Annotated in this window: 13 protein-coding genes; 1 reads left to right on the plus strand and 12 read right to left on the minus strand. The window is 39.9% G+C overall.

Features of this window, described 5'->3' with window-relative positions:
• Nucleotides 1-5 precede the first annotated feature (5 nt).
• The 9 genes from H8S64_RS14745 to H8S64_RS14785 all read right to left on the minus strand — a co-directional run bounded on the left by H8S64_RS14745 (nt 6) and on the right by H8S64_RS14785 (nt 17,426).
• Nucleotides 6-2,330 carry a S9 family peptidase gene (locus H8S64_RS14745; RefSeq protein WP_186977145.1) on the minus strand — a complete coding sequence of 775 codons (2,325 nt, stop codon included), beginning with the start codon at nt 2,328-2,330 and terminating at the stop codon, nt 6-8.
• 1 nt (nt 2,331) lies between these two features.
• A complete protein-coding gene (locus H8S64_RS14750; protein ID WP_186977007.1) occupies nt 2,332-4,671 on the minus strand; it encodes a S9 family peptidase in 2,340 nt (779 codons plus the stop codon).
• A 16-nt stretch (nt 4,672-4,687) separates the two neighbouring features.
• Entirely contained in the window at nt 4,688-7,027 is a 2,340-nt protein-coding gene (locus tag H8S64_RS14755) for a S9 family peptidase (protein WP_255469554.1), read from the minus strand.
• An 83-nt stretch (nt 7,028-7,110) separates the two neighbouring features.
• The gene (locus tag H8S64_RS14760) at nt 7,111-8,775 is read right to left on the minus strand and encodes a PKD-like family lipoprotein (protein ID WP_186977008.1); all 1,665 of its coding nucleotides are present in this window, start codon (nt 8,773-8,775) and stop codon (nt 7,111-7,113) included.
• Nucleotides 8,776-8,792: 17 nt separating this feature from the next.
• The gene (locus H8S64_RS14765; RefSeq protein WP_186977009.1) at nt 8,793-9,554 is read right to left on the minus strand and encodes a DUF4843 domain-containing protein; all 762 of its coding nucleotides are present in this window, start codon (nt 9,552-9,554) and stop codon (nt 8,793-8,795) included.
• Nucleotides 9,555-9,566: 12 nt separating this feature from the next.
• On the minus strand, nt 9,567-11,093 hold the full coding sequence (locus tag H8S64_RS14770) for a RagB/SusD family nutrient uptake outer membrane protein (protein WP_186977010.1): 1,527 nt from the start codon (nt 11,091-11,093) through the stop codon (nt 9,567-9,569).
• A 12-nt stretch (nt 11,094-11,105) separates the two neighbouring features.
• Nucleotides 11,106-14,531, minus strand: a complete 3,426-nt coding sequence (locus H8S64_RS14775) for a SusC/RagA family TonB-linked outer membrane protein (protein WP_186977011.1) — start codon at nt 14,529-14,531, stop codon at nt 11,106-11,108.
• A gap of 258 nt (nt 14,532-14,789) precedes the next feature.
• On the minus strand, nt 14,790-15,968 hold the full coding sequence (locus tag H8S64_RS14780) for a FecR family protein (protein ID WP_186977012.1): 1,179 nt from the start codon (nt 15,966-15,968) through the stop codon (nt 14,790-14,792).
• Between the two features lie 531 nt (nt 15,969-16,499).
• Entirely contained in the window at nt 16,500-17,426 is a 927-nt protein-coding gene (locus tag H8S64_RS14785; RefSeq protein ID WP_186977013.1) for a tyrosine-type recombinase/integrase, read from the minus strand.
• Between the two features lie 78 nt (nt 17,427-17,504).
• On the opposite strand from H8S64_RS14785, the gene H8S64_RS22410 reads away from it, so the two are divergent.
• On the plus strand, nt 17,505-18,659 hold the full coding sequence (locus tag H8S64_RS22410) for a restriction endonuclease subunit S (protein WP_222621188.1): 1,155 nt from the start codon (nt 17,505-17,507) through the stop codon (nt 18,657-18,659).
• Between the two features lie 75 nt (nt 18,660-18,734).
• Here the strand turns inward: H8S64_RS22410 and H8S64_RS14795 are convergent, their stop codons facing one another.
• The 3 genes from H8S64_RS14795 to H8S64_RS14805 are packed head-to-tail and all read right to left on the minus strand — an operon-like array spanning nt 18,735 to nt 22,369.
• Entirely contained in the window at nt 18,735-19,895 is a 1,161-nt protein-coding gene (locus tag H8S64_RS14795; RefSeq protein WP_186977015.1) for a restriction endonuclease subunit S, read from the minus strand.
• A 1-nt stretch (nt 19,896) separates the two neighbouring features.
• The gene (dinD, locus tag H8S64_RS14800; protein WP_186977017.1) at nt 19,897-20,730 is read right to left on the minus strand and encodes a DNA damage-inducible protein D; all 834 of its coding nucleotides are present in this window, start codon (nt 20,728-20,730) and stop codon (nt 19,897-19,899) included.
• A 13-nt stretch (nt 20,731-20,743) separates the two neighbouring features.
• Complete coding sequence (locus H8S64_RS14805; RefSeq protein ID WP_186977149.1) at nt 20,744-22,369, minus strand: type I restriction-modification system subunit M; 1,626 nt, start codon at nt 22,367-22,369, stop codon at nt 20,744-20,746.

Genomic DNA, 22,369 nt, shown 5'->3' on the forward strand with positions numbered 1-22,369 from the left:
TCTTTTTATCTTTCCAAAAAGTAATCCAAATCCCCTTGATAATCCGCTGAGGCATCCCCTAACAGATATTTAGCGAAATGGAACCATAACTTGCGTTCAAAAAACTCATCGGCAGCCCCGGAGAACCCGTGAGAATTACCGGGCAACACGAGCATATCGAAGTTCTTCCCCTCTTTAATCAAAGCATCGACCACTCGCAGGGTATGTGACGGGTGCACCGTACGATCCATATCCCCGGTCACGATCAACAAGCCACCCTTATAATTCTTCGCCAATTCCTGATTCGTCTTACTTCGGGTTTCAAAGGAGATTTCTTCCCGCTCGTTTCCGGCACTATCTTTTACTACCTGCTTTTTCTCCTTCACGCCGTAATGGATTTCGACAAAGCCTTTATTATAAATATTATTATCGTGATTCCCTGCCGAAGATACCGCCGCACTGTAAAAATCCGGATAGGTCAACAGTGCCGCCGTGGACATAAACCCGCCACCGGAGTGACCGAATATACCCACCTTTTTCACGTTAATAAAGGGGTAACGTTGTGCCAATTGCTCGATCGCGTATTTATCGTCAGCCAAAGGATAATCCCGCTGGTTGCCGTACCCGTAAGTATGGTAATATTTCCCCCGCATAGGCGTTCCACCCCGGTGTCCCATGGATACCACGATAAAGCCCACTTGAGCCAAACGGGTATTCATGTCATCATTCACCGTGAAACGGGTTTGCACGTACTCGAAGAAAGGTCCCGGGTAAACCGACGAAATAATCGGATAGGTTTTCGTGGAATCGAAATCCGCCGGTTTCCACATCACACCGTAAATATCCGTTACCCCGTCTGCCGCCTTCACCTTGAACCGTTCGGGTTTCTTCCAACCGAAAGCATAAAGGTTCTCCAAGTCCGGTTTCTCCAACTCCAAAATCACTTTGCCTTTCCGATCGCGTACCACGTTGACAGGTTCCATATCCACCCGGGAATAGCTATCCACGAAATACTTGCTCGACGGAGAGATATCCACGTTATGCGAGGCATTTTCCGGGGTTAATAATGTTATCGCATCGGTCTTATCCAGATCGGCTCGATAAAGAACATAATAGTAAGGGTCAACCTCTTTCTCCTTGCCTAAACCTATAAAATAAATCTGTCGGCTCGCCGTGTCAATCTTCATGATCGGTCCGGCAACCCATGCCCCGGAAGTAACTTGATTCTTCAAGTTACCATCCTTATCATACAAATAATAGTGTCCCCACCCGCTACGCTCGGAGCGGAAAAGGATCTCGTTTCCATCGTTCAAGAAATGAACGGCTCGCATCTGGTAATCCAGATAAGGTTTGTCTACCTCGTGTATCAACACTTTTACTTCTCCCGTTTCCGTGTCGACGACACAAATCTCGCACTCGTCCCAAGTTCTTTTATAACGTTGAAAATAAAGACGTTTTGAATCCTTACTAGCATACAGGATATCGATATATTGATCTTTCCACCGATCAATATTGATCTTTTTCACCTCCCGGGTATTCGCATCCCCGATCAACAACTCGAACTGAATCACATGTTCATCACCCGCCAATTCTGCCTTGTAAGTTTTCAGACGGGGACGGGGATTTGCCAAAGCATCAATCAACCACAAATCTTCGACTTGACGGGAATCGTCCCGAATAGCATAAAACTTGTGTCCGGTTGGGAACCATTTCGCGGAGCATCCCATGCGTTCGTCCAACTCGCCTTCATCTTCCCGGTTAAAGGTATAATAACGTTCCCCGTCGCTTGTCAATTGTACTTCTGTCGTGTCCTTGCCCTTAGCCGCATTTCCCACGATATAGAGATTATGCCGCTTGGCAAACAACATATAGGAACTGTCCCGTGAATAGTATTTCCAATAAGGATCATAATTCATCTGCCCTTTCTGTTTTTCGGCTAATTTCAGTTCTTGCGTGTTAATATTGTACGTGAAATCATTCCGGTCAAACCAGAAACGGATTGTTTCCCCGTCCTCGTCAAAAGTGAAATCCAATTCCAAATCCTTGTGGTTATATCCCTTCCTAGTAATCTCACTGATTTTCATCAATAACTCCGCGTTGTCGAAAATCAAGCGTTTTTGTCTTTTAGCCGGATCAACCAAGTAATAGTTTTTTCCCTCGCTCGTGCGGAAAGAATACCAGAAACGATCGGTATTATTTATATAACGAGGATGTACTTCCAAACTATTCTTTGTCAACGGCACTTGTGTTACGCGCCGGAAGCGCTCGGCAAGCTCGTAATTCGCTTTTTGCTGCCCGAACGCCCCGACCGAAACAAGTAAAAACAGACCAATAATAAATTTCTTTATCATCCTATCTATCCCCATTCTTGTATTGTTCAACTTCATAATAGTAATCCCCGGTATCATCTCCTAGCAGAATACGGGCAAAGTGGAACCACATCTTACGCTCGTAAAATGTATTCTCCGCCCCCCCGAAACCGTGGTTCGACCTCGGTAAAATGATCATATCAAAATTCTTGTCCGCCTTAATCAACGCATCGACCATCCGCAACGTGTGAGCCGGATGCACGTTATCATCCATCCAGCCGTGAATCAACAACAGACCGCCTTTATATCGTTTTGCCAACTCCATATTCGTACCCACCTTAAATTTAAAAGTCGATTCCGTCCGGTCACCGTTCACGCTATCCTTGATCACTTTCTTTTCTTCTTTCACACCGTTGTGAGTTTCGCCCCACCAATGATTATAGATTGTATTATCATGATTTCCCGCGGAAGATACAGCCGCCTTGTAGAAATCCGGATAAGTACAGATGGCCGCGGTAGACATAAATCCACCCCCGGAATGACCGTAGATACCCACTTTCGTCGCGTCGATAAAAGGATAACGGTCAGCCAGTTGCTCTATCGCGTATTTATCATCCGCTAACGGGTAATCCCGCAACCTTCCATGACTGTAAGTGTGATAAAATTTACCCCGCATAGGCGTTCCACCCCGGTGTCCCACGGCAATCACGATAAAACCCAATTGAGCCAAACGGGTATTGTCGTCATGAATCAACCGGAATTGCGTCGGCACGTACTCGTAGAAAGGACCGGGATACACGGAAGAAATAATCGGGTAGACTTTCGTCGAATCGAAATCAAACGGTTTCCACATCACCCCGTAGAGGTCGGTCACTCCATCGGCAGCCTTCACCTTAAAACGCTCCGGAGCCTTCCACCCTATCTCCAAAGCCCGGCGAATATCAGGCTTTTCCAATTCCATAATCTCTTTCCCTTTCCGGTTTTTCAACACGATACGGGGAACCATATCCACCCGCTCGTGAATATCCACGAAATACTTGAATGATTTCGAGAAATGTACCTGATGATTCGTGTTATCAAAAGTCAATTGTGTCAAACTCTCCGGTTTATCAATATTCACCTTGCACGGGATATAATAATACGGGTCTATATTTTCATCCTTTCCTAAAGCATAGAAATAAAGCGTACGCCCCACGGTATCGATATCCGAACAAGGTCCTGCCACCCATTCCCCGGAAGTAATGGCATGCTTAAAGTTTCCCTCGTTATCGTAAAGATAATAATGCCCCCATCCCGTGCGCTCGGAACGATAAATAATATCCTTCCCGTCATTCAGGAACATGATATTCGCCATTTTGTAATCCATGAAAGGTTTGTCAATCTCGTGAATCAACACTTTCACCTCTCCCGTCGTGAGATCGGCAACACAAACCTCCTGTTCGTCAAAAGCCCGAGTTTTCCGTTCAAAATAGATCTTATTACCATCCTTCGAGGTATAAAGTACATCCACGTACTGGTCTTGCCAGCGATCGACATCTATCGTTTTCATCTCCTTCGTTTCCACATCGATAACTGTCAACACGGTTTTCTCCAATTTCTGGTCGCCTGCCATAGAATACTTGTACGTTTTCACCTTGGGACGGGGAGTTGCCATCACGTCCACCAAAAACAATTCATCCACGTGGCGGGTATCTTCCCGCACGGCATACACCTTTTTAGAATCTTTCATCCACACGGCAACCGGAGTTGCTGGAAATGTATCCGTACCAACCTCTTCTTCTTCCTTGAAATAAGAGAAATATCTCTCACCATCCGTCGTCAATTGTATGACAGTCGTGTCTTTCCCTTTATCCTTATTCCCCATGATATAAAGATTATGACGTTGAGCAAACATGATATAGGTACTATCCGGAGAATACTTTTTCCAAGAATCCCCGAAACCTTTATTAATCACGGTATCCAACTTCGTCACCTCCTCCGTCTTCATATCATAACGGTATTTGTGTTTCTCGAAATCAAAAGTGAAAGAAGTCCCTTTTTTATCAAACTCCAATCCTTGGAACGTGAAATCCTTCGCGTCACACACCTCGTGCGTTTCCTGATTCAAGAACCCGAACAGTTTTTCCGAGTTGAACAGCAAGCGCTTCTCTCTCTTCTCCGGATTCACGTAATAATAACGCTTTCCTTCTTCCGTCGTGAACGAGTACCAAAAACACTCTCCGTCATTAATATACATGGGGTATATACTCATGCTGTTTCTATCTGCTGACCGGAAATTCCGACTCGTGAAACGATCGGCAAGCTTGAAATTCGCCTTTTGTTGCGCGCGTACAGAACTTCCTGCCACCAACAACAAAAGCATTATGATATATTTTGTTCTCATTTTCAATTCTCCATTTTCAATTTTCGATTCCCTTGTATTCCTCTATATTACCGTAATGATCGGCAGTGGTATCCCCTAACAAGTATTTCGCGAAATGATACCACAACTTCCGTTCAAAAAATCTATCCGCGCTCCCGTAACCATGAGTCTTACCGGGTAATACCAGCATATCGAAATTCTTCCCGGCTTCAATCAAGGCATCCACCATCCGTAAAGTATGAGCGGGATGCACGTTCTTGTCCATATCCCCCGTCACGAGCAAAAGATGTCCTTTCAAATTTTTAGCCAACTCCATGTTCGTGGGCACCTTCACGCTGAACTTTGACACTTCACGATCCCCGTTCACACTATCTTTTACCGTTTCCTTGGCCTCTCTCACTCCATGATGAATCTCCACCCAACCATTATTATAAATATTATTATCATGATTACCGGAAGAAGACACTGCGGCAGTGTAAAAATCAGGATAAGTACACAAAGCCGCCGTCGACATGAAACCACCCCCGGAATGACCGAAAATACCGACTTTCGTGATATCTATATAAGAATAACGATCCGCCAACTGCTCGATAGCGTATTTATCATCGGCCAAAGGGTAATCCCTCAAATTTCCATACCCGTAACGATGGTAGAACTTGCCCCGCATAGGGCTTCCTCCCCGGTGTCCCATGGAAACCACGATAAACCCGAGCTGAGCCAGCTTCATATTATAACTATCATCCAAAATAAACGACGTACTCACGTATTCAAAGAAAGGTCCCGGGTAAACGGACGAAATAATCGGGTATTTCTTGTTCGGGTCAAAGTCTGCCGGCTTCCACATAATACCATGCAGGTCTGTCAACCCGTCGGCAGCCTTCACCACGAAACGTTCCGGTGCACGCCATCCCATCTCGTAAGCCCTCCGCACATCCACTTTTGCCAAATCTTTAATAATCACCCGCCCGTTATTATCCTTCAACGTGAACCTCGGCTCCATATCCACCCGCGAATAACTATCCACGAAATACTTCCGGGATTTAGAAAACTCCGCCTTGTGTTGTCCGTCTTCCGGGCTCAACAACTTCACTCCTTCACGATCAAGATGAGCCTTCACCACTTGGTAATAATAAGGATTCATCTTTTTGTCATACCCGTGCGCATACAAATAGATCGTTCTGCCCACCGTATCGATAGCAGCAATCTGCCCTGCCACCCAATCGCCTGAAGTAATCGTGTTTTTCAAAACCCCGTTACCATCATAATGGTAATAATGAGCCCATCCGGTACGTTCTGAACGATAAAGAATATCATTCCCCTCGTTCAAAAAAACGATATTACGCATATGATAATCGATATAGGGTTTATCCACTTCATGTATCAACACCTTCACCTCTCCCGTTTCCGTGTTCCCCACGCACAACTCCACTTCATCCCGCACCCGGTTATAGCGTTCAAAGAAAATCTTATCCCCCTTGTCCGTCACGTACCGAACCTCGGCATCCTGATCCTGCCAACGCTCGATATTAAAATCCGTCACTTTACGCTTGTCCACATCAATCACCGAAAGCACCCACTTCGACAAGTTCTTATCTCCCGCCATATCATATTTGTAGCGTTCCAGTACAGGTTTAGGCTTCGCCAATACATTAATCACCGCCATCTCGTCAGAGTTCCGGTTATCTTGACGCAAGACATAAACCTTATTCACTTTCGGGAACCAACGCCCTGCCATCGCTTCTTCATCAGATACCGTATCCTGACCATTCCGGGCATAGGAAAAATAACGTTCCCCGTTCGTGGTCAACTGAATCTCTGTCGTATCCTGTCCTTTATATTTATTTCCTCTCATGTAGAGGTTATGATTCTTCGCGTATACTATATAGTTGCTATCCGGGGATAAAGACATCCACGTGTACATCACCATGTCCTCCTCCTTCTTCTCCTTTTTCGGCAACTCCTTTACTTTCTTCGTTTTCATATTATACTCGAAATCTCCCCCTCCCAACGAAAAAGTCATCTTCGACATATCTTTTGAAAAATCTATATTTGATAGTTGTAGATCCTTCTCGTTATACGCCTTCCGGGTAATACTACTCACCCCTTGCGCTATATCCGTATTCTCGAAAAGCAATCGTTTTTCCGCTTTCACCGGATCAACCAGATAATACATCGTCCCCTCGTCCGTCCTAAAATCAAACCAAAACTTCTCCCCATTATGAATATAACGAGGAACTACCCGCATACTATTCCGGGCGGCAATCCCCGACAACCCCATCTGGGTAAACTTTTCTGCCAACTTATAATTCGCTCTCTGTTGGGCATCCCCTCCCAAGTAGGAAATAAGCAGGCATAACATTACGAATGTTTTTTTCATAACAATAATTTACACGAAACAACATTAATATGTCGACGGGAGTAAATACTCCCGTCGATTATTATCTCAAATACAATAAAGTTTTAATACATATATCCATAATACAAATTTGTACCTTCACCATATTTATGGATCATATCCACAACATCTGTAATCTCAGGATCCAATTGTTTCAAATTTTCTTTGTAAATCTCTTTAACTGTAAACGCATCCGACTCGTAATTCACCTCCAACACCAAGAATGTTCCATCTTTCAGCAGTACACCTAGATGACTATAGTTTACACCCTCCTCGTTAGCCATCGAATTACTAAAATAACGAGCTTCTACAGATACTATATCCGCGGGGGCTGTAAAAATCTCTCTACTGTTCTGTAAAGCCTCATTCCAGTTCATCGCTGTTCCATACAATTTATTCCCAGAAGCGACAAACAACCATTCCCAACCACCGTAATAGTCATACACAAAAGTGGCATCCTTGAAATCAGCAAACATCTCTGCAGCCAACTCTCCTGTCTTGGATTCCTTTACTTTTATTTCAGTTCCGGGGGTATAGACACGAGGAATATCCAAATCATATTTGTGCCATAGATATTTTCCATCGCGTTCGATAAGAGATAACAAATACTTATTCGAGCTCACGAACACATGTTTGAAATATCTCCCCGAAAAATTATTAAACAACGACATATCAAAGCTTCCTGTAGAATTATTGGCCAAACGCGCTCTATGACCGACATAATTATTTACAGGATCAACTATTCCACCGCCATTATACTTTTCTGATGCATTATCTAGCAAGGCCCACATGGTGTTGGTCTCATCGATTGCAATAAAGAACTTCGAGTCAGAATACGTACTGGATTTCATCGTCTGTATTAATGTCTCGTATCTTGCCCCATTAAAAGCCGGATCACCGGCATAACGACCTGAATGCAAATCAGTTGTTACCATTGCCACTGAATTATACAAACGGCCATCCTCCGCCTGCAACCACTTGCAACTCCAACTTAAAACAGCATCTTTTATCGCTTCCTTGGGTGCTTCTCCCGTAAATTCATCGAATGGATGTCCAACGATCTCCAATTCATAACCATCCAATTCGACCGGTCCGCTTTCTTGCAAAACCATAATTTCGGACAACACGGAAGGAAGAGGATAATTACTCTCTGAATAAACAAACTCTTCTGCAAGTTTAATCGGACCGGAACCCAACGCTCCACCCAAATTAGTATAAAAACCCACGTACACCAAAGAGTCTCTCTGTCGTTGATAATTACCATCCATATAAGGAACAATTACTCTTTTCCCTGCCAACAACGATAAACGAGAATTTCCCGATGCTGTACGACTAATGAACAACCACCCTAATTTATACCGAGGAGCTACTCTCAAATCTGTTGCTGCCGGGAAGGATACCCCCGTTTTTTTATCTGTTGCCAAAAAAGTCAATGTATACTCACCATACTCTTCTGCTACGAAAGTATAAGAAGGTCCCGTTGCCACCTCGGTATCTCCCAATATCCAACGACATTCTACATCCGGATTCAAAGTATCTATTAACAGCCGAACTTCTGGAGTTATGGTTATCGACTCCCCGGGGAACAAACTATAGTTACTCCCTATGCCGGTAATTTTCCACTTATTATCATCAAAGTTATTTATATCACGATAATCCGTGTTTGTTTTGTCATCCAAGCAGGCTCCCGCTGCAAATAAGACCAATATTAAAAATAAAATACGTTTCATATTCTTTCCATTTTATATTAACCAGCAACAGGAACTTGCATCGGTTGATTATTATCTTCATCCCACATCGGGGCTGCCCCGGAAGCAATATTCGCCGGATCATTATTAAAATCTTCCAGCCAATATTTTAATCGTAAAGCATATTTTCTGATCATCACCATATCGTCTCCCTCCAATGAAGCTCCATCCTCTGCTAGACGCTCCAAGAATAATTGGTACTTTTTCTCTGAATATTTTCCCAAGTACATTAGCTCTACAACATTGTAAGGGTAACTCTCCGTATTATCATTACGGCTCCACCATTCCGGTATCTCCAATTTGTCAGAAACATAGAACTTCGCTATCCGGTAAGCGTATTCCCCTTGCTTTACACGATCGGTTTCATTAATCTGCAAAAACAAACGATAACTCTTGTTTTTCAAATCCTCGAAATTATTGAAAAATTTAATTTCGATTGTATCTAGTTCCTGTCCGGGGGCAAATTCACATTTCGTCGGTAATTCGTAAGCAGTTTCCGGCAAGGTAGTACTATCTGGATATGCCGAAACGGTAAACTCGCGCGACTCAGTCAACCAATGTCCGCGAAGGCGAACCGGAACTTGCGCCACGATTTCTCCGTTCGGGTAAGTTTTAAAACTATAGACCATACTATCCGCTGAAGCATCTTTCGTGAACGAAATGTAAACGAGATCTCCCGAGAACATTTCTATCCCTTTTTCGGAGCAAGCTCCGAAAACGAATAGAATCAATATAACTGATAATATATATACTTTTTTCATCTCAATACTCTTTTAATTCAAATTAGTTTCAGTAGCAGGAATCGGCACAATCGCATGTGCTGCATCTATCGGGATGAGACCATCACTAGAGTTTGCCGCTGGAATACCTTTTCCTAAGCGTTTGTACATGAAAAAGGTTTGCCCCTCTCCCAACCATTCTCGCCGGGCATCATTTATCAGTACTGACATGAAACCTTCCTCATCGGCAACCTCCAAATCTTGCATCGAAGCATCCGAATTCCGTAAACCGCGACCTGATTTCACTCTGCGAAGATACTCCTTGGCTTCTTCCAAATTACTCTTGTAAATAGCCTCTGCTGCAATATAATACACCTCACTCATACGTACCATAGGAACCAAGTAATTGCTAACTTTAGCCTGAGTATAACTTTCATCGTTATATTTCTCATACTTCGAGAAACGGAATGATTCCCCATCACCGCAATCAGTCATCCAATGCTTGTACCGTCGATCATTACTCCCGGACGATGTCATATCGTTTTGAAAATAGTTATCTTTAACATTTGCCACCATTATATAATAATGGTAGTATGAATCCGGATTTGTCAAATCATTAATAGCATTAATATACTCGATCAAATCCAAAGACTCTAAGCCCCAAAGGATATCGTAATAAAACTTTTTATCTCCGTAGCTCGTGCGGTCATAGAACCTGAAAAAATTTGTCTTATCTTGGTAATCGATAATCTTTTTCGCATACATGTATGCCTTTTCAGGCTTCTGTGCATATAGACAAGCTCTTGCTAAAATAGCCGTAGCAGCGTAATAATTCAAACGATACCCTCTTTTATAAGAAACAAAAAGATTCTCTTCCAAAGAATTGTTCTCGAAACGCGTGCTAACATTAAAAGAACTACTCGAATCTGCCTTCCAAAGTAAAGCCTGAGCAACCTCCAAGTCTTGGATAATAAGACTCAAACAACTATCCGCGGTCAGACGTTTGGAAACATACGAGGGATACTCCGAGATATAGGGAGTGTATGCATTATTCCTCTCCGCAGACATCGCAGGAGAGGCTGAAAAAAGACGAACCATATCCAACTGTATCGCAGCACGCAAAGCCAACGCTTCACCCCAAATCTCACTCTTTTCTCTTTCTTTGTAATAAAATTTCTCGGGATCTTCATTTGCAATATTCTGAATTAGATTATTACAATTGGCAACCATTTTATAAGAATTTTCCCACATCGTTTCGATAGCAGGTTTTAATTGATAATTTTCCCATTCATAACCGGTAGCACCATACTTGTCCAACCATCCAGCATTAGTTGAATGAGTATTAGAGAAATCAAAACATTGTCCCAATGCATCAACAATTCCCCACGTCAACTCCCGACCGTACAAACTTGAGTTTGACAAACCATAATAAATACCGTTCAACAAATGACGATATCCATCCCCAGTTGCAAACAAGTCCTTTTCGTCTATTTCATCTTGCGGTTTTACATCCAACCACCCGTCACACGAAATTGTGGATAGTGATACCAACAATACCAACAATAATTTATATTTTCTCATCGCATCTAATTTTTAAAACGTTGCTCGTAACGAAAAATTCACACTCCGCGCAAACGGATAACTCGTACCGCGTTCCTGCCGAACTGAAGAAACCCGGAAAAGATCATTTGAACTTAGTTCAAAACGCAATCTCTGCAAATGAAGTTTCTTGACAAACTCTGTACTAAAATCATAACTTAACGTAAGAGCTCGTAATGACAATTCATTATCATCTTGAACAAAACGAGAGCTAGGCATCGTAACTGACCGAATAGCTTTAATATCTTTTAATGGAGCGATATCTCCCGGTTTTTGCCAACGATCTGTCAAAACTCGACGATCAACATTGCTATACTGTATATCGGCATTTTCGACCTCATCTACCAAAGTTTGATTGTATGTTTGTTTTCCCCAATCATAACTGAACGAAGCAAATAAAGACAAGTTTTTATACACAAGATTCACCCCAAAAGATCCGCTTGCCTTTGGTTCTGTATCCCCTACATTTACTTCTTGCAAAGCAGCCCATGTATTGGAAATAGAACCATTACGATTTAGAAATAGTTCTTTTCCTGTCACTGGGTCAATACCCAAAGAACGAACTGCAAAAATAGAGGTTAGTGAAGCCCCTTCTTCATATTTCATTATAGGCTTGGAAAATTCATCATCCCACAATGTATGTCCATTCTGACGCTCTTCTGCCTCTTTATAATAATCATTTACTTGATCATTATAAGCCCGTAAAGCATCGGATACCTTCAATATTTTATTCGTGTTATGGTTCAAATTTCCCCATAAAGACACACTCCAATCCTTCGTTTTATACACATCGAAACGTAATTGAATATCAAATCCCTCATTCAAAGTTTCTCCCAAGTTGTCTTTATAAGAGGTAAAACCGGAAGATGAAGGCAAAGTGACATCCGTAATCAAATCTACCGTTTTGTTATGGTAATAATCAAAGTTCAACGAAATTCTTTCATTCCAAAACTGCAAATCTGTTCCAACATTCAATTTATTCGTTGTTTCCCATTTCAGATCTGTATTTCCCAAAGCTTTCAAATTTACTCCAAACCCTGTCACATACCAACGGTCGTTCGTTTGAAAAACAGTCTTGGCAGCATAAGCCGGGAAATTAACCTTACCCGTTTGACCGTATGAAACACGCAATTTTAATTGATTGATCCAAGCATTATCTTTCAAGAATCCGTAATTGTGAATATTGATACCCACACCTCCAGACCAAAAAGGAGCCCATTTTTGATCGGAACCGAACTCGGAAGAACCATCAAAACGAACAGACAGGTCAGCCAAATAAATATCATTCCACGTGTAGTTAGCGCTCAACAAGAACCCTAACAACCGGCTAACACTCTCTGTTTTGGTCGGTTTCCGATAAATCTCAGCCGCGTAATTAGGTGAATGGAACTCTCCAGACGGAAAACCTCTATAGTGTGAAGATGTAGATTCCCTCTTGGTAGACATCGCATTAACTGTTGCCGATGCATTCAAATTATGTAACCCGAATGCCTTGACAAAATAAACAGCAAATTGAGAATCCCATTTCGTCATATCACTCCGATCCACGTAAAGATCACCCAATAACGTTGAGTTAATTGTATTACCGGAAACCTTCAAAGCCGTGGCATTAGATGATTTCGGGTCTATAAAACGTTCTTTATTACCTATGGATTTCGTTACTGCCAATTGACCTTTAAACGTGAATGCATCGGAAAAGAACCATTGAAACATAAACTGATTGATAAACTCGTCCGCTTTGTCAAAATTGTAATTATTCAATTTAGCCTCGTACAAAGGGTTATTCAAGGAACTACTGGTTCCTTTAGCTTGAGAGAACTCAAGTTTTTTCACCAAAACACCATCTTTATCATAAGGACGATCATACGGTTGCAAGTGCGCATAATCGGAAAAACTTCCGTAAGGAGATTCCGTCGCATCCGTATAGGTGTAGGTAATTTTATTCAACACCTGCAATTTATCCCTCAATCGCCAATCCACGGTAAAACCAAGATCTACATTTTCACGATAAGATCCCTTCATTACTCCGTTGTTACCCGTGTAACCTAACTCTAAATTATAACGTAAGTCCGAATTTCCACCCTCAACAGAAAGACTATGCTTATGGTTTACCGCATTACGCAAAGGAATAGACAACCAGTCGGTATCCACACCTTCTTCTATTCGAGCCAGTCTTTTATTATACGCAATCTCTGCATCATAAATATTATTGAAGTTTTCCGTAGTATAAATACCGGCTTTCTTTTCTATTTCCAACTTCTCTCTAGCATTAGACAAATTATAATCAGACAAATCAGGCATAGACACCGTCCCTGTTAAGTTATATGAAATCGTTACCTCGCCCGGCTTCGGCGCCCTCGTCGTGATTACAACCACACCATTAGCAGCACGAGAACCATACATAGCCGTGGCTGCCGCATCTTTCAACAAAGTAATAGTTTCCACTCTATTCGGATCCATATCATACACCTTCTGTACACTAACCTCGAATCCATCCATGATAAAAGTAGGAAGATTAGGATTATTCTCCAATGCTGATTTTGACAAAGCATCTTGTTCCAATGCTTTAACCCCTATACCTGAACGCCCTCGAATATACATCTCCGGAACCATATTCGGATCAGATCCCCATTGATTGCTTCTCTGGATACGAAAAGAAGGATCAAACGATTGTAAAGCCTGAATCACATTTGTCGCGGAAGCTTTCAGCAACTGGTCTCTTTTCACGGTAACCGAACTACCAGTAAAACTCTCTTTCCTCACGTTCGCATAACCTGTTACCACCACCTCATCCAAGTTTTCAGTGTCTGGTTCCATCCGAATAGAAATTTCTTTACTCAAATCTTTCACCTTACCCACGTTCAACTCGTGTGATTTCATCCCCACGAAAGTGAAAACCAAAATCATCGTATCCCGCTTGGGTAATTCAATTTTAAATTTTCCGTCAATATCCGTCACCACTCCGACAGTTGTACCTTTCAACAAAACCGTCACACCCGGAAGAACTTCTCCCCTTTCATCTACGACCTTTCCTTTGACTGTCACTTTTTTAATCTCATCTTTTTTGTCGTCTGGAGTAATCACGATCAGATTATCGACAATCTTGAAGCTATACTTCGTGCCTGCCAGACAAGCCGTCAAAACTTCTTGCACGGAGGCGTTCGTGAATGAACGGGTAATTCCCGTAATCCCCTTGATTTCCTCGTCGTTGTACAGGAACTCGTAATTTGTTTTTTGCTTTAACACACGCAAGACTTCACTCAAAGACTGTTGCTCAAACTGAACTGTAATGTTCTGTTGACCAAAAGCATTTTCACTAGAAAATGCAAAATGTGTGAGTAGCAGCATCACCATCATCAGCTTGCAGACCAATGATCGTTTACCGCAACTGAACACGCAGTTTTTAATTTTTCTTTTCATTGATAATTTATTTAGGTCATTTTTAGTATCCGATTACTTGAAACAAGGGGCAAAACACGAAAGAATCGCCCCTTTTCAAGCAACTGATGTTTATTAAAAAATACTACACACTCTCGTAATGAAATTTATTCACTACATGGGACCCTCCAAACTTGGTTTTTTAAAGAAAATAGCGTATATTTGTGGAATCCCTTTTGGGTTTATTTTTAGTACACATTTTATAAGGCCGGAGTTGCAGCTTCGGCTTTATTCTTTACACTACTTTTCCATCACTGTCACTGTTTTTCCTTTCAATTCAAATTTAATTTTTGTCGTTAAACTCAATAATTCCAGTACATCCGCGATATTAGCATAACGAGGCAAATACCCTGTGAAATGATAATTCTTCACTGTTTCTCCCATGTAAATCACATCTATATTATACCATCTCGCCAATTTCTTCAATATCTCTTCCATGGTTTCGCTCTGGAACCGGAAATTCTCCTTCATCCACGTGGTATACACTTCCACATCCACTTCCTTCACATCCACTCGTCCGGCTTTAATCACAGCCTGTTGCCCCGGTTTTAACACCGTCTGGCGACCGTTCATATCAATCTCTATCTTCCCTGAAGCCAACGTGGTTTTAGAATCTTTCTCGTCCTCGTAATCATTCACGTTAAACGAGGTTCCCAACACTTTCACATCATAATCTCTGCAACGCACGATAAAAGGCTTCGCCGCATCTTTAGCGACTTCAAAATAAGCTTCCCCGGAAAGATATACCACCCGCCGATCGCTATTCGCGAAACTTTCCGGAAACCGGAGTTCTGTCTGGGCATTCAAGTATACATGCGTTCCGTCGCCCAATGTTATTTTATACTCTCCCCCTCTAGGGATTTCTATTTTATTATATCGTACCTCCTTCAAGGAATCCGGACGTTGAAGGTCTGTAAAAACAACTTCCTTACCATCATTCGCGGCGAAAACCGAAGCCAATTCCACGTTATCCAACGAATCCAGATGATAGACAGCACCAGAGGCAATTGTCAACGTTGCCATCGGACGGCCGGGAACAATCTTGACCACCTCTGCCACCTCAACAACTTTATTCTCGGACTTTTTATCCCGACTCATCCACAATGCTAGCGAAACACCCAACACCACAACAACAGAAGCCGCGACACGATACACCGTACCCAATTTTCTCCTGTGTCGACGAGCAACCTTCCGGGTTACTTCCGTCCACGCCTTATCCGCATCATACGACACAATCTTACGAATGTCTTTAATTTGCAACTCTTCATCTTGTACACGGGCGAAAAGAACCTTGTGGGAATCGGACTCATCTAGCCATGCTTCGAGTTTCGACCGCCCCTCGTCATCAATTTCATTCCGCAAATACGCCAGTATTAAAGCGGCAATGTCATACTGATATATATTACTTTTCTCTTTCATACACTATTAATACACGACCCCTCGAAAAAAGGATTAAACGGGATTCTTTTTTTTTACGAAAAAAAATCGGAATTAAATACAACGGGAAACAAATCGCCATCTAATAACAACAATATCAATACTTTAAAGACAACAAAAAAGCAGACTCAATCCAAAAGTTAAGTTATAATTTAGTAACGAAACGACGCATCTGTATATTCTTTTCTTAAACAGATATTTATCTTGTCCACAATTCAAAATAAGCGATAAAACGACTCTACTAATTCACTCTATTTTAAGCAGTTTAAAGCAAATACAATACTTTTCCCATATCAGTTAAATCACATCTATTTCACAGAGAATAGCCGTAACTACTAAAGAAAAATTTATCCTGCGAAAACCGACTAACAGATTAATTCCTATGATTTTCGATGTTAACAACAAAGAACAAATAGATCATTGTTGACTGTAATCCATAAAAAATAGGACTTCGTGCATCCTTTAAGACAACACGAAGCCTCTACTTGAGAAAGAAATTTAAATACGAGATTATCATCTCAATAATTTAAACATCTGATCTATACATTTTTTTTTCTGCTCCATATTAGGATGAACGTATAAGTTTAGCGTAGTACTAATATTGGAATGTCCCAAAATTACGCTCACAGTTTTGTAATCGCAGTTACTTTCTATACATCGAGTAGCAAAACTATGGCGAAGTCCGTGAAATTTCAGTTTTGGGATATCTAATTCTCTCATTAGTTTCTTATAGTAATTTCGGTATGTTCGAGGCTCCGTTGGTTTCGCTTCATTGGTTAAAACGTAAAAAGACTCATTTACCACTTTTTTGATGGGTTTTAGTATCTTCAGCAAATCTCGATTCATCGGAATATCTCGGATAGAATTTTTTGTTTTAGCCGTATCAAGTACTAATTCTGTATGCCTATTGTCCTCCTCAACAATATATATACGTTGGATTGTCTTTCGGATTGAAATAACTCCGGTATCGGTATCAATATCTCCCCAAGTTAATGCACAAATTTCTCCAATTCGGATTCCAGCACTTAGGCAAATATAAATTCCTAAATTTTTAAATGTGAAATGCTCTCGAATGTAGTTCATGATTTTCTTTTGGTTAGCCTTGCTCAATACTTCAATCTCTGGATTTTCTCTTTCCGTAGGAAATTGCACTTCAAACTGCTGATATTCCAAGAGTTTATTTTTAACACCAAATTTTAAAATCATCTTTAGGACAATCAGAATATCTTTAATGGTTTTCTGACTTAAACCTTCGTCCAATTTCTTTAATACAAACTCTTGTACTTCAGACTCCTCTACACTAACTTGTTCTCCAAAAAATGGTAACAAATGATTCTCAATCAAAAGCAAGTACGCCGAAAAACTGGATTTCTTCACATACTGCTTTTTGTCTTCTTTCCATAGGCCAATAACCCTACTGATTTTTACCTTCTCTGTCATATCATTTTGATTTTAATGTTATTAATCAAATATATACATAAAAGAATTTGAATACCAAATTTCGTCAATGTTCCAAATTTGAGATTCCCGGGGTTCGAGGGGGAGTGGAAAAGGTATAAAATCTGTGATGTATTAGATTTCTTTCCAACAAACTCTTTGTCATGGGAACAGTTGGAATATACTAATGGAGATAATTTATTTAATCTTCATTATGGTTTAATTCATAAAGAACTTCCGATTCAAACAGATTTAAAAGTTTGTAATCTTCCCAGTATAAAAAAAAGATTTACGCCAAAGAGTTATACGGTATGCGAAGATGGTGATATCGCTTTTGCTGACGCCTCCGAAGACACTAATGATATTGGAAAGGTTGTTGAGTTTCTAAATTGTGCTGGCAAAAAGATTGTATGTGGTCTGCATACTATTCATGGTCGAGACAAGAAAAAAATGACAGTAACTGGCTTCAAAGGATATGCATTTTCTTCAATAGCTTTTCGCAATCAAATAAAGAGGTTAGCACAAGGAACCAAGATATTTTCACTCAGCACAAAAAACTTCAATGAAAGTTTTATTTCAATTCCATCAAAAGAGGAACAAGCTAAAATTGCAGACTTGCTTTATCTTATCGATCAGCGCATCACAACTCAAAGCAAAATAATTGAGGATTTAAAGTTGCTAAAGAGTACGCTAAGACATAATATATTTACTGACTTAGACAACTCTAATGTTGAAATAAAACTTATAAAAGATGTGCTTAATTATGAACAACCGACAAATTACATCATTAGCAATACTAATTATCAGAATGACCCGATCTTAATTCCTGTATTAACAGCAAACAAAGCGTTTATCTTAGGTTATACCTCTGACAAGGATGGAATTTATAATAAAGGGAATTGCATTATATTTGATGATTTTACTATGGATTTGAAGTATGTTGACTTCCCTTTTAAAGTTAAATCATCTGCTATAAAGATATTGACACCAAGGCCAAAGGTGAGTCTCAAATATATTTTTGAATACCTGTCTTTTCTTAATCTCGTCTCAAGCAACCATAAACGGCATTATATATCAGAAGTAGAGTCTATGCCAATTTCTGTTCCAAAACTTTATATGCAGAATATATTTGCCAACTTGTTCTCTGCAGTGGACAAAAAGATAGAGTCAGAGTCTAATTATCACAATCTATTGTTATTACAAAAACAATATTTGTTAAATCATATTTTTATATAGTGTCTACAAAAAGAATAGAAAACGTTTTTTTGCAAATTAAGATTTTGCAACACAAACACTTCTGTAACAATCTTTTTATATAAACATTTGATTGAGTAGATATTGTTTTTGTTTCAGAAGTACAGATAATAAACTGTTTTCTATTTTGATTTTATCTGAAAGCAACGACAGTGTTTTCACAACCTCTTTTTGTCTTATATAATCAGGATATTGTACCTCTATCATTTCTAAATCTCGTTTTTGGATATTGGGTAGTCCTGAACCAACTCGAAGTGCCATTATGCTTTTCTCTTGGGATTTCAAATAGAAATAAAGATATTCATTTAAAATTTGAGAACTTATTTCATTGAGGGTATAGCAGTGTCCTCCGCTCCAAAACTTTGAGAAGTTAAATTGTACGTATCCACAAGAATTGCCCCCTTCGCTAATCGAAATAGTACCAGATTCTGTATTATATTCAGTATGATATCCAGAAGGCGTTATTCCTCCATTCATAACATAATATATTCCTTTATCAAGTAATTTAGAAGTATTGATTTGTTCCCCTTTTTTTATACTGCATAGCGAACCTAAATTAATTCTTTTAAACGGATAATTTTCACAGTGTAGAAGCAAATCTACAATCCCTTTAATTAAGGATTCATATTTCTCTATTATTTTGCTTTGAGTTGAAATACGTTTATCGAGAAAAGAAAAGAATTTGGCTATTTTTTTTTGTTCTTTATTAGCAGGCAAATATAGTATTGTGTTTCTTATAGATTTTAGGGATAAATTTTTAATTGTAGAGCCAGTAAGTTCTGAAATAAAATAATTGTTGATCCTATTTGCACTCAATTGATAGAATATAAATAATCTATTTTGAGTTTTTGGGGGATTTATATAACAGGCGCTTTTCCCTAACATAACGGATTCTCCATTATACAATGCTAGACTTCCTATTGTACCATTTATAGAAAGTAGTATAGTATTTTCTGTTAAAGTATGTGCATTGTGTTTTTCTGCCTCTGCTTTAGTTACCCTCTTTGTTGACTCTGAAATTACAATTTTACCTTCTACAAAATTATTCCCATTAATGAAGGAGTAATCTCCAAAATCGTTATATTTTGGCGTAGAATGAATTCCATCTCCAATCTTATCACATAAGTCACCTAAGTGTACAATATCCCACTCCCCCTCGAACCCCGGGAATCTCAAATTTGGAACATTAGGGCTTTTTTTATCCATTTTTTTTGCCATTCTATTTGCTCTTTCCTTTTTTCAAAAGTTTCTTTTCTTCATTACTTAGCTTACGTTGCAATTTTTTAATGTCTTCAGCAGGAGGAAGATTTTCTGGTGTAATACCTCTTTTGGTGAGCATCTCTCGAACAGCCTCATTATTATCAATATGCTCTTTTTCAATTTTAGTCTGACCTTTCAAATCTTTACTCTGCACATTTAAGCCTGTCATCTCTGCAGCTAAATCTTTTGCTTTAATACTGATCGTTGGCAGAAAATCAGCAACCGGACGATTGTCAGGAACTCCCATTTTTCTTTTTAGCATTTGAGTGTTAAGCCTAAATAATGCCTGATCTCCTTTGCTTCTTATAATTGCAAAACCTTGACTATCTACACCTCTTTCGTAAAAAATACCGGAAAGTTGTTTTTCAGTTTGACTCAGTTTCTCGCGTGCTTTTACTCGTTCATATTCCAATAGTCTTTGCTCGACTAATTCCGCTCTTCGGGTTTGTACGGCAAAATAATTTTGGGCAAAAGCAATTTCTTGTTTACGACTATCCCCATTTTGTGCTATTAAATAGCAAGCATAACGGGTCAGTAGCATATCATCTATTTCTTTCTCAGCACCTTTGGGCATAGGGATCGTTTTCCTGACGTCAGGAAAATGATAAAACACCTCTTCTCCGGCATTTTCGCACGCATCTTTTGCTTTCTGAATTACTTTTTCAAAATTTTCCCATTTGCTATAACCAAGCAAGGTTTGCAACTCTCTTGCACTCCAGCACTCTACCCCCTCCAATTCAGAAGCTGCTTTTTCAAACTGTTCAAATAATTGTCTTATTTCTTCTGATTTCATAAACTGCTATCTTTTAATTTACCAGCCCTAACTCTTTCAAGTAAACTTCTATCTGCTTATCCAAATCTGCCCGTTTTGCTTCAAGTTCTTTGATTTCAGCCATTACGGCATGTATATCTATAGGTTCTTCTTCCTGAAAAGTACTTACATAACGGGAGATATTGAGGTTATAGCCATTTTGTTCAATTTCATCCAAGGAAACCCGGCGAGAGTATCGCTCTTCTTCTTTTCGGAATTGATATGTATCTATTATTCTTTGAATATCATTCGGCTTACCCTCTTCTCCTTCGCATAATCGATTTTGTCTTTTCCCTTTTTCAAAATGCTCACTGGCATTTATGAAAAGAACATCGTCAAATTTCTTACATTTTTTCAAGACTAAAATGCAAACCGGTATCCCAGTAGAAAAAAACAGATTAGCCGGTAAACCTATCACAGTATCAATATTATTATCTTTTAGAAGTTTAGTACGAATACGTTCTTCAGCACCGCTACGAAAAAGAACCCCATGCGGAAGTATAATCGCCATTGTACCTTCACCGGAGAGAAAATGGAAACCGTGCAACAGGAATGCAAAATCAGCGGCAGACTTAGGTGCAATTCCATAGCTTTTAAAACGGAAATCTTCCGCAAGCGTATCCGTCGGCTCCCAACGTAAACTAAAAGGGGGATTTGCAACGATAGCATCAAATCCCATTTTTTTCGCTGGATTCATTTCGTTCAGAATATCCCAGTCATTTAATAAAGTATCACCATGATGAATTTCAAATTCAGTATCCTTTAATCCATGCAACAACATGTTCATACGAGCAAGATTGTAGGTCGTGATATTTTTTTCCTGCCCGTATATTTTACCAATACTTCCATGACTTTCTTTTATCTGACGACGTACATTTAACAACAATGAACCTGACCCACAGGCGAAATCCAACACTTTATCTAATTTTTTCTTTTCCCCTAAAGCTGGATCCTGACTGTCCAATATCACGATTTTAGACAAAATAGTCGATAGTTGTTGAGGAGTATAAAATTCTCCGGCTTTTTTCCCCGATCCAGCAGCAAACTGACCTATAAGATACTCATAAGCATCTCCCAGAATATCCGTATCAGTCGAAAACTTAGCAATTCCCTCGGCTATTTTTTGAATAATGACACAAAGTTTTTTATTCCTTTCAGAAGCTGTTCTTCCAAGTTTTTCCGAATTCAGATTTATTTCCGAAAACAAACCTTGAAAAGTGCTTTCAAATGATTCATTCTCTATATACCTGAACCCTTCTTCAAGCGTTTTCAGTAATTCGTCATTTTGTGTTCGAGCCATTTCCACAATATTACTCCACAAAAATTGTGGTTTAATAACATAATGGACTTTTCGACGCATTTGCTTCTCGAACTCGATTATATCTGTTTTGTTATTTTTATACCATATTGTCAAAGCGATATTTTTATCACCTTCTTTTAGTTGAGGATAATCTCTCCCTAGTTCCTTTTTGGCAGATTCTTCGTAATTATCAGATAAATATCGAAGAAAAAGGAACGAAAGCATATAATCACGAAAATCATCCGGATCCATTGCTCCTCTTAGATGATCTGCTATATCCCAGAGAGTTTTGCCTAATTGTTTTTGATCTTGTAGTGTCAT

It is taken from the genome of Butyricimonas hominis, assembly GCF_014287455.1.
GTDB classification, from domain to species: domain Bacteria; phylum Bacteroidota; class Bacteroidia; order Bacteroidales; family Marinifilaceae; genus Butyricimonas; species Butyricimonas muris.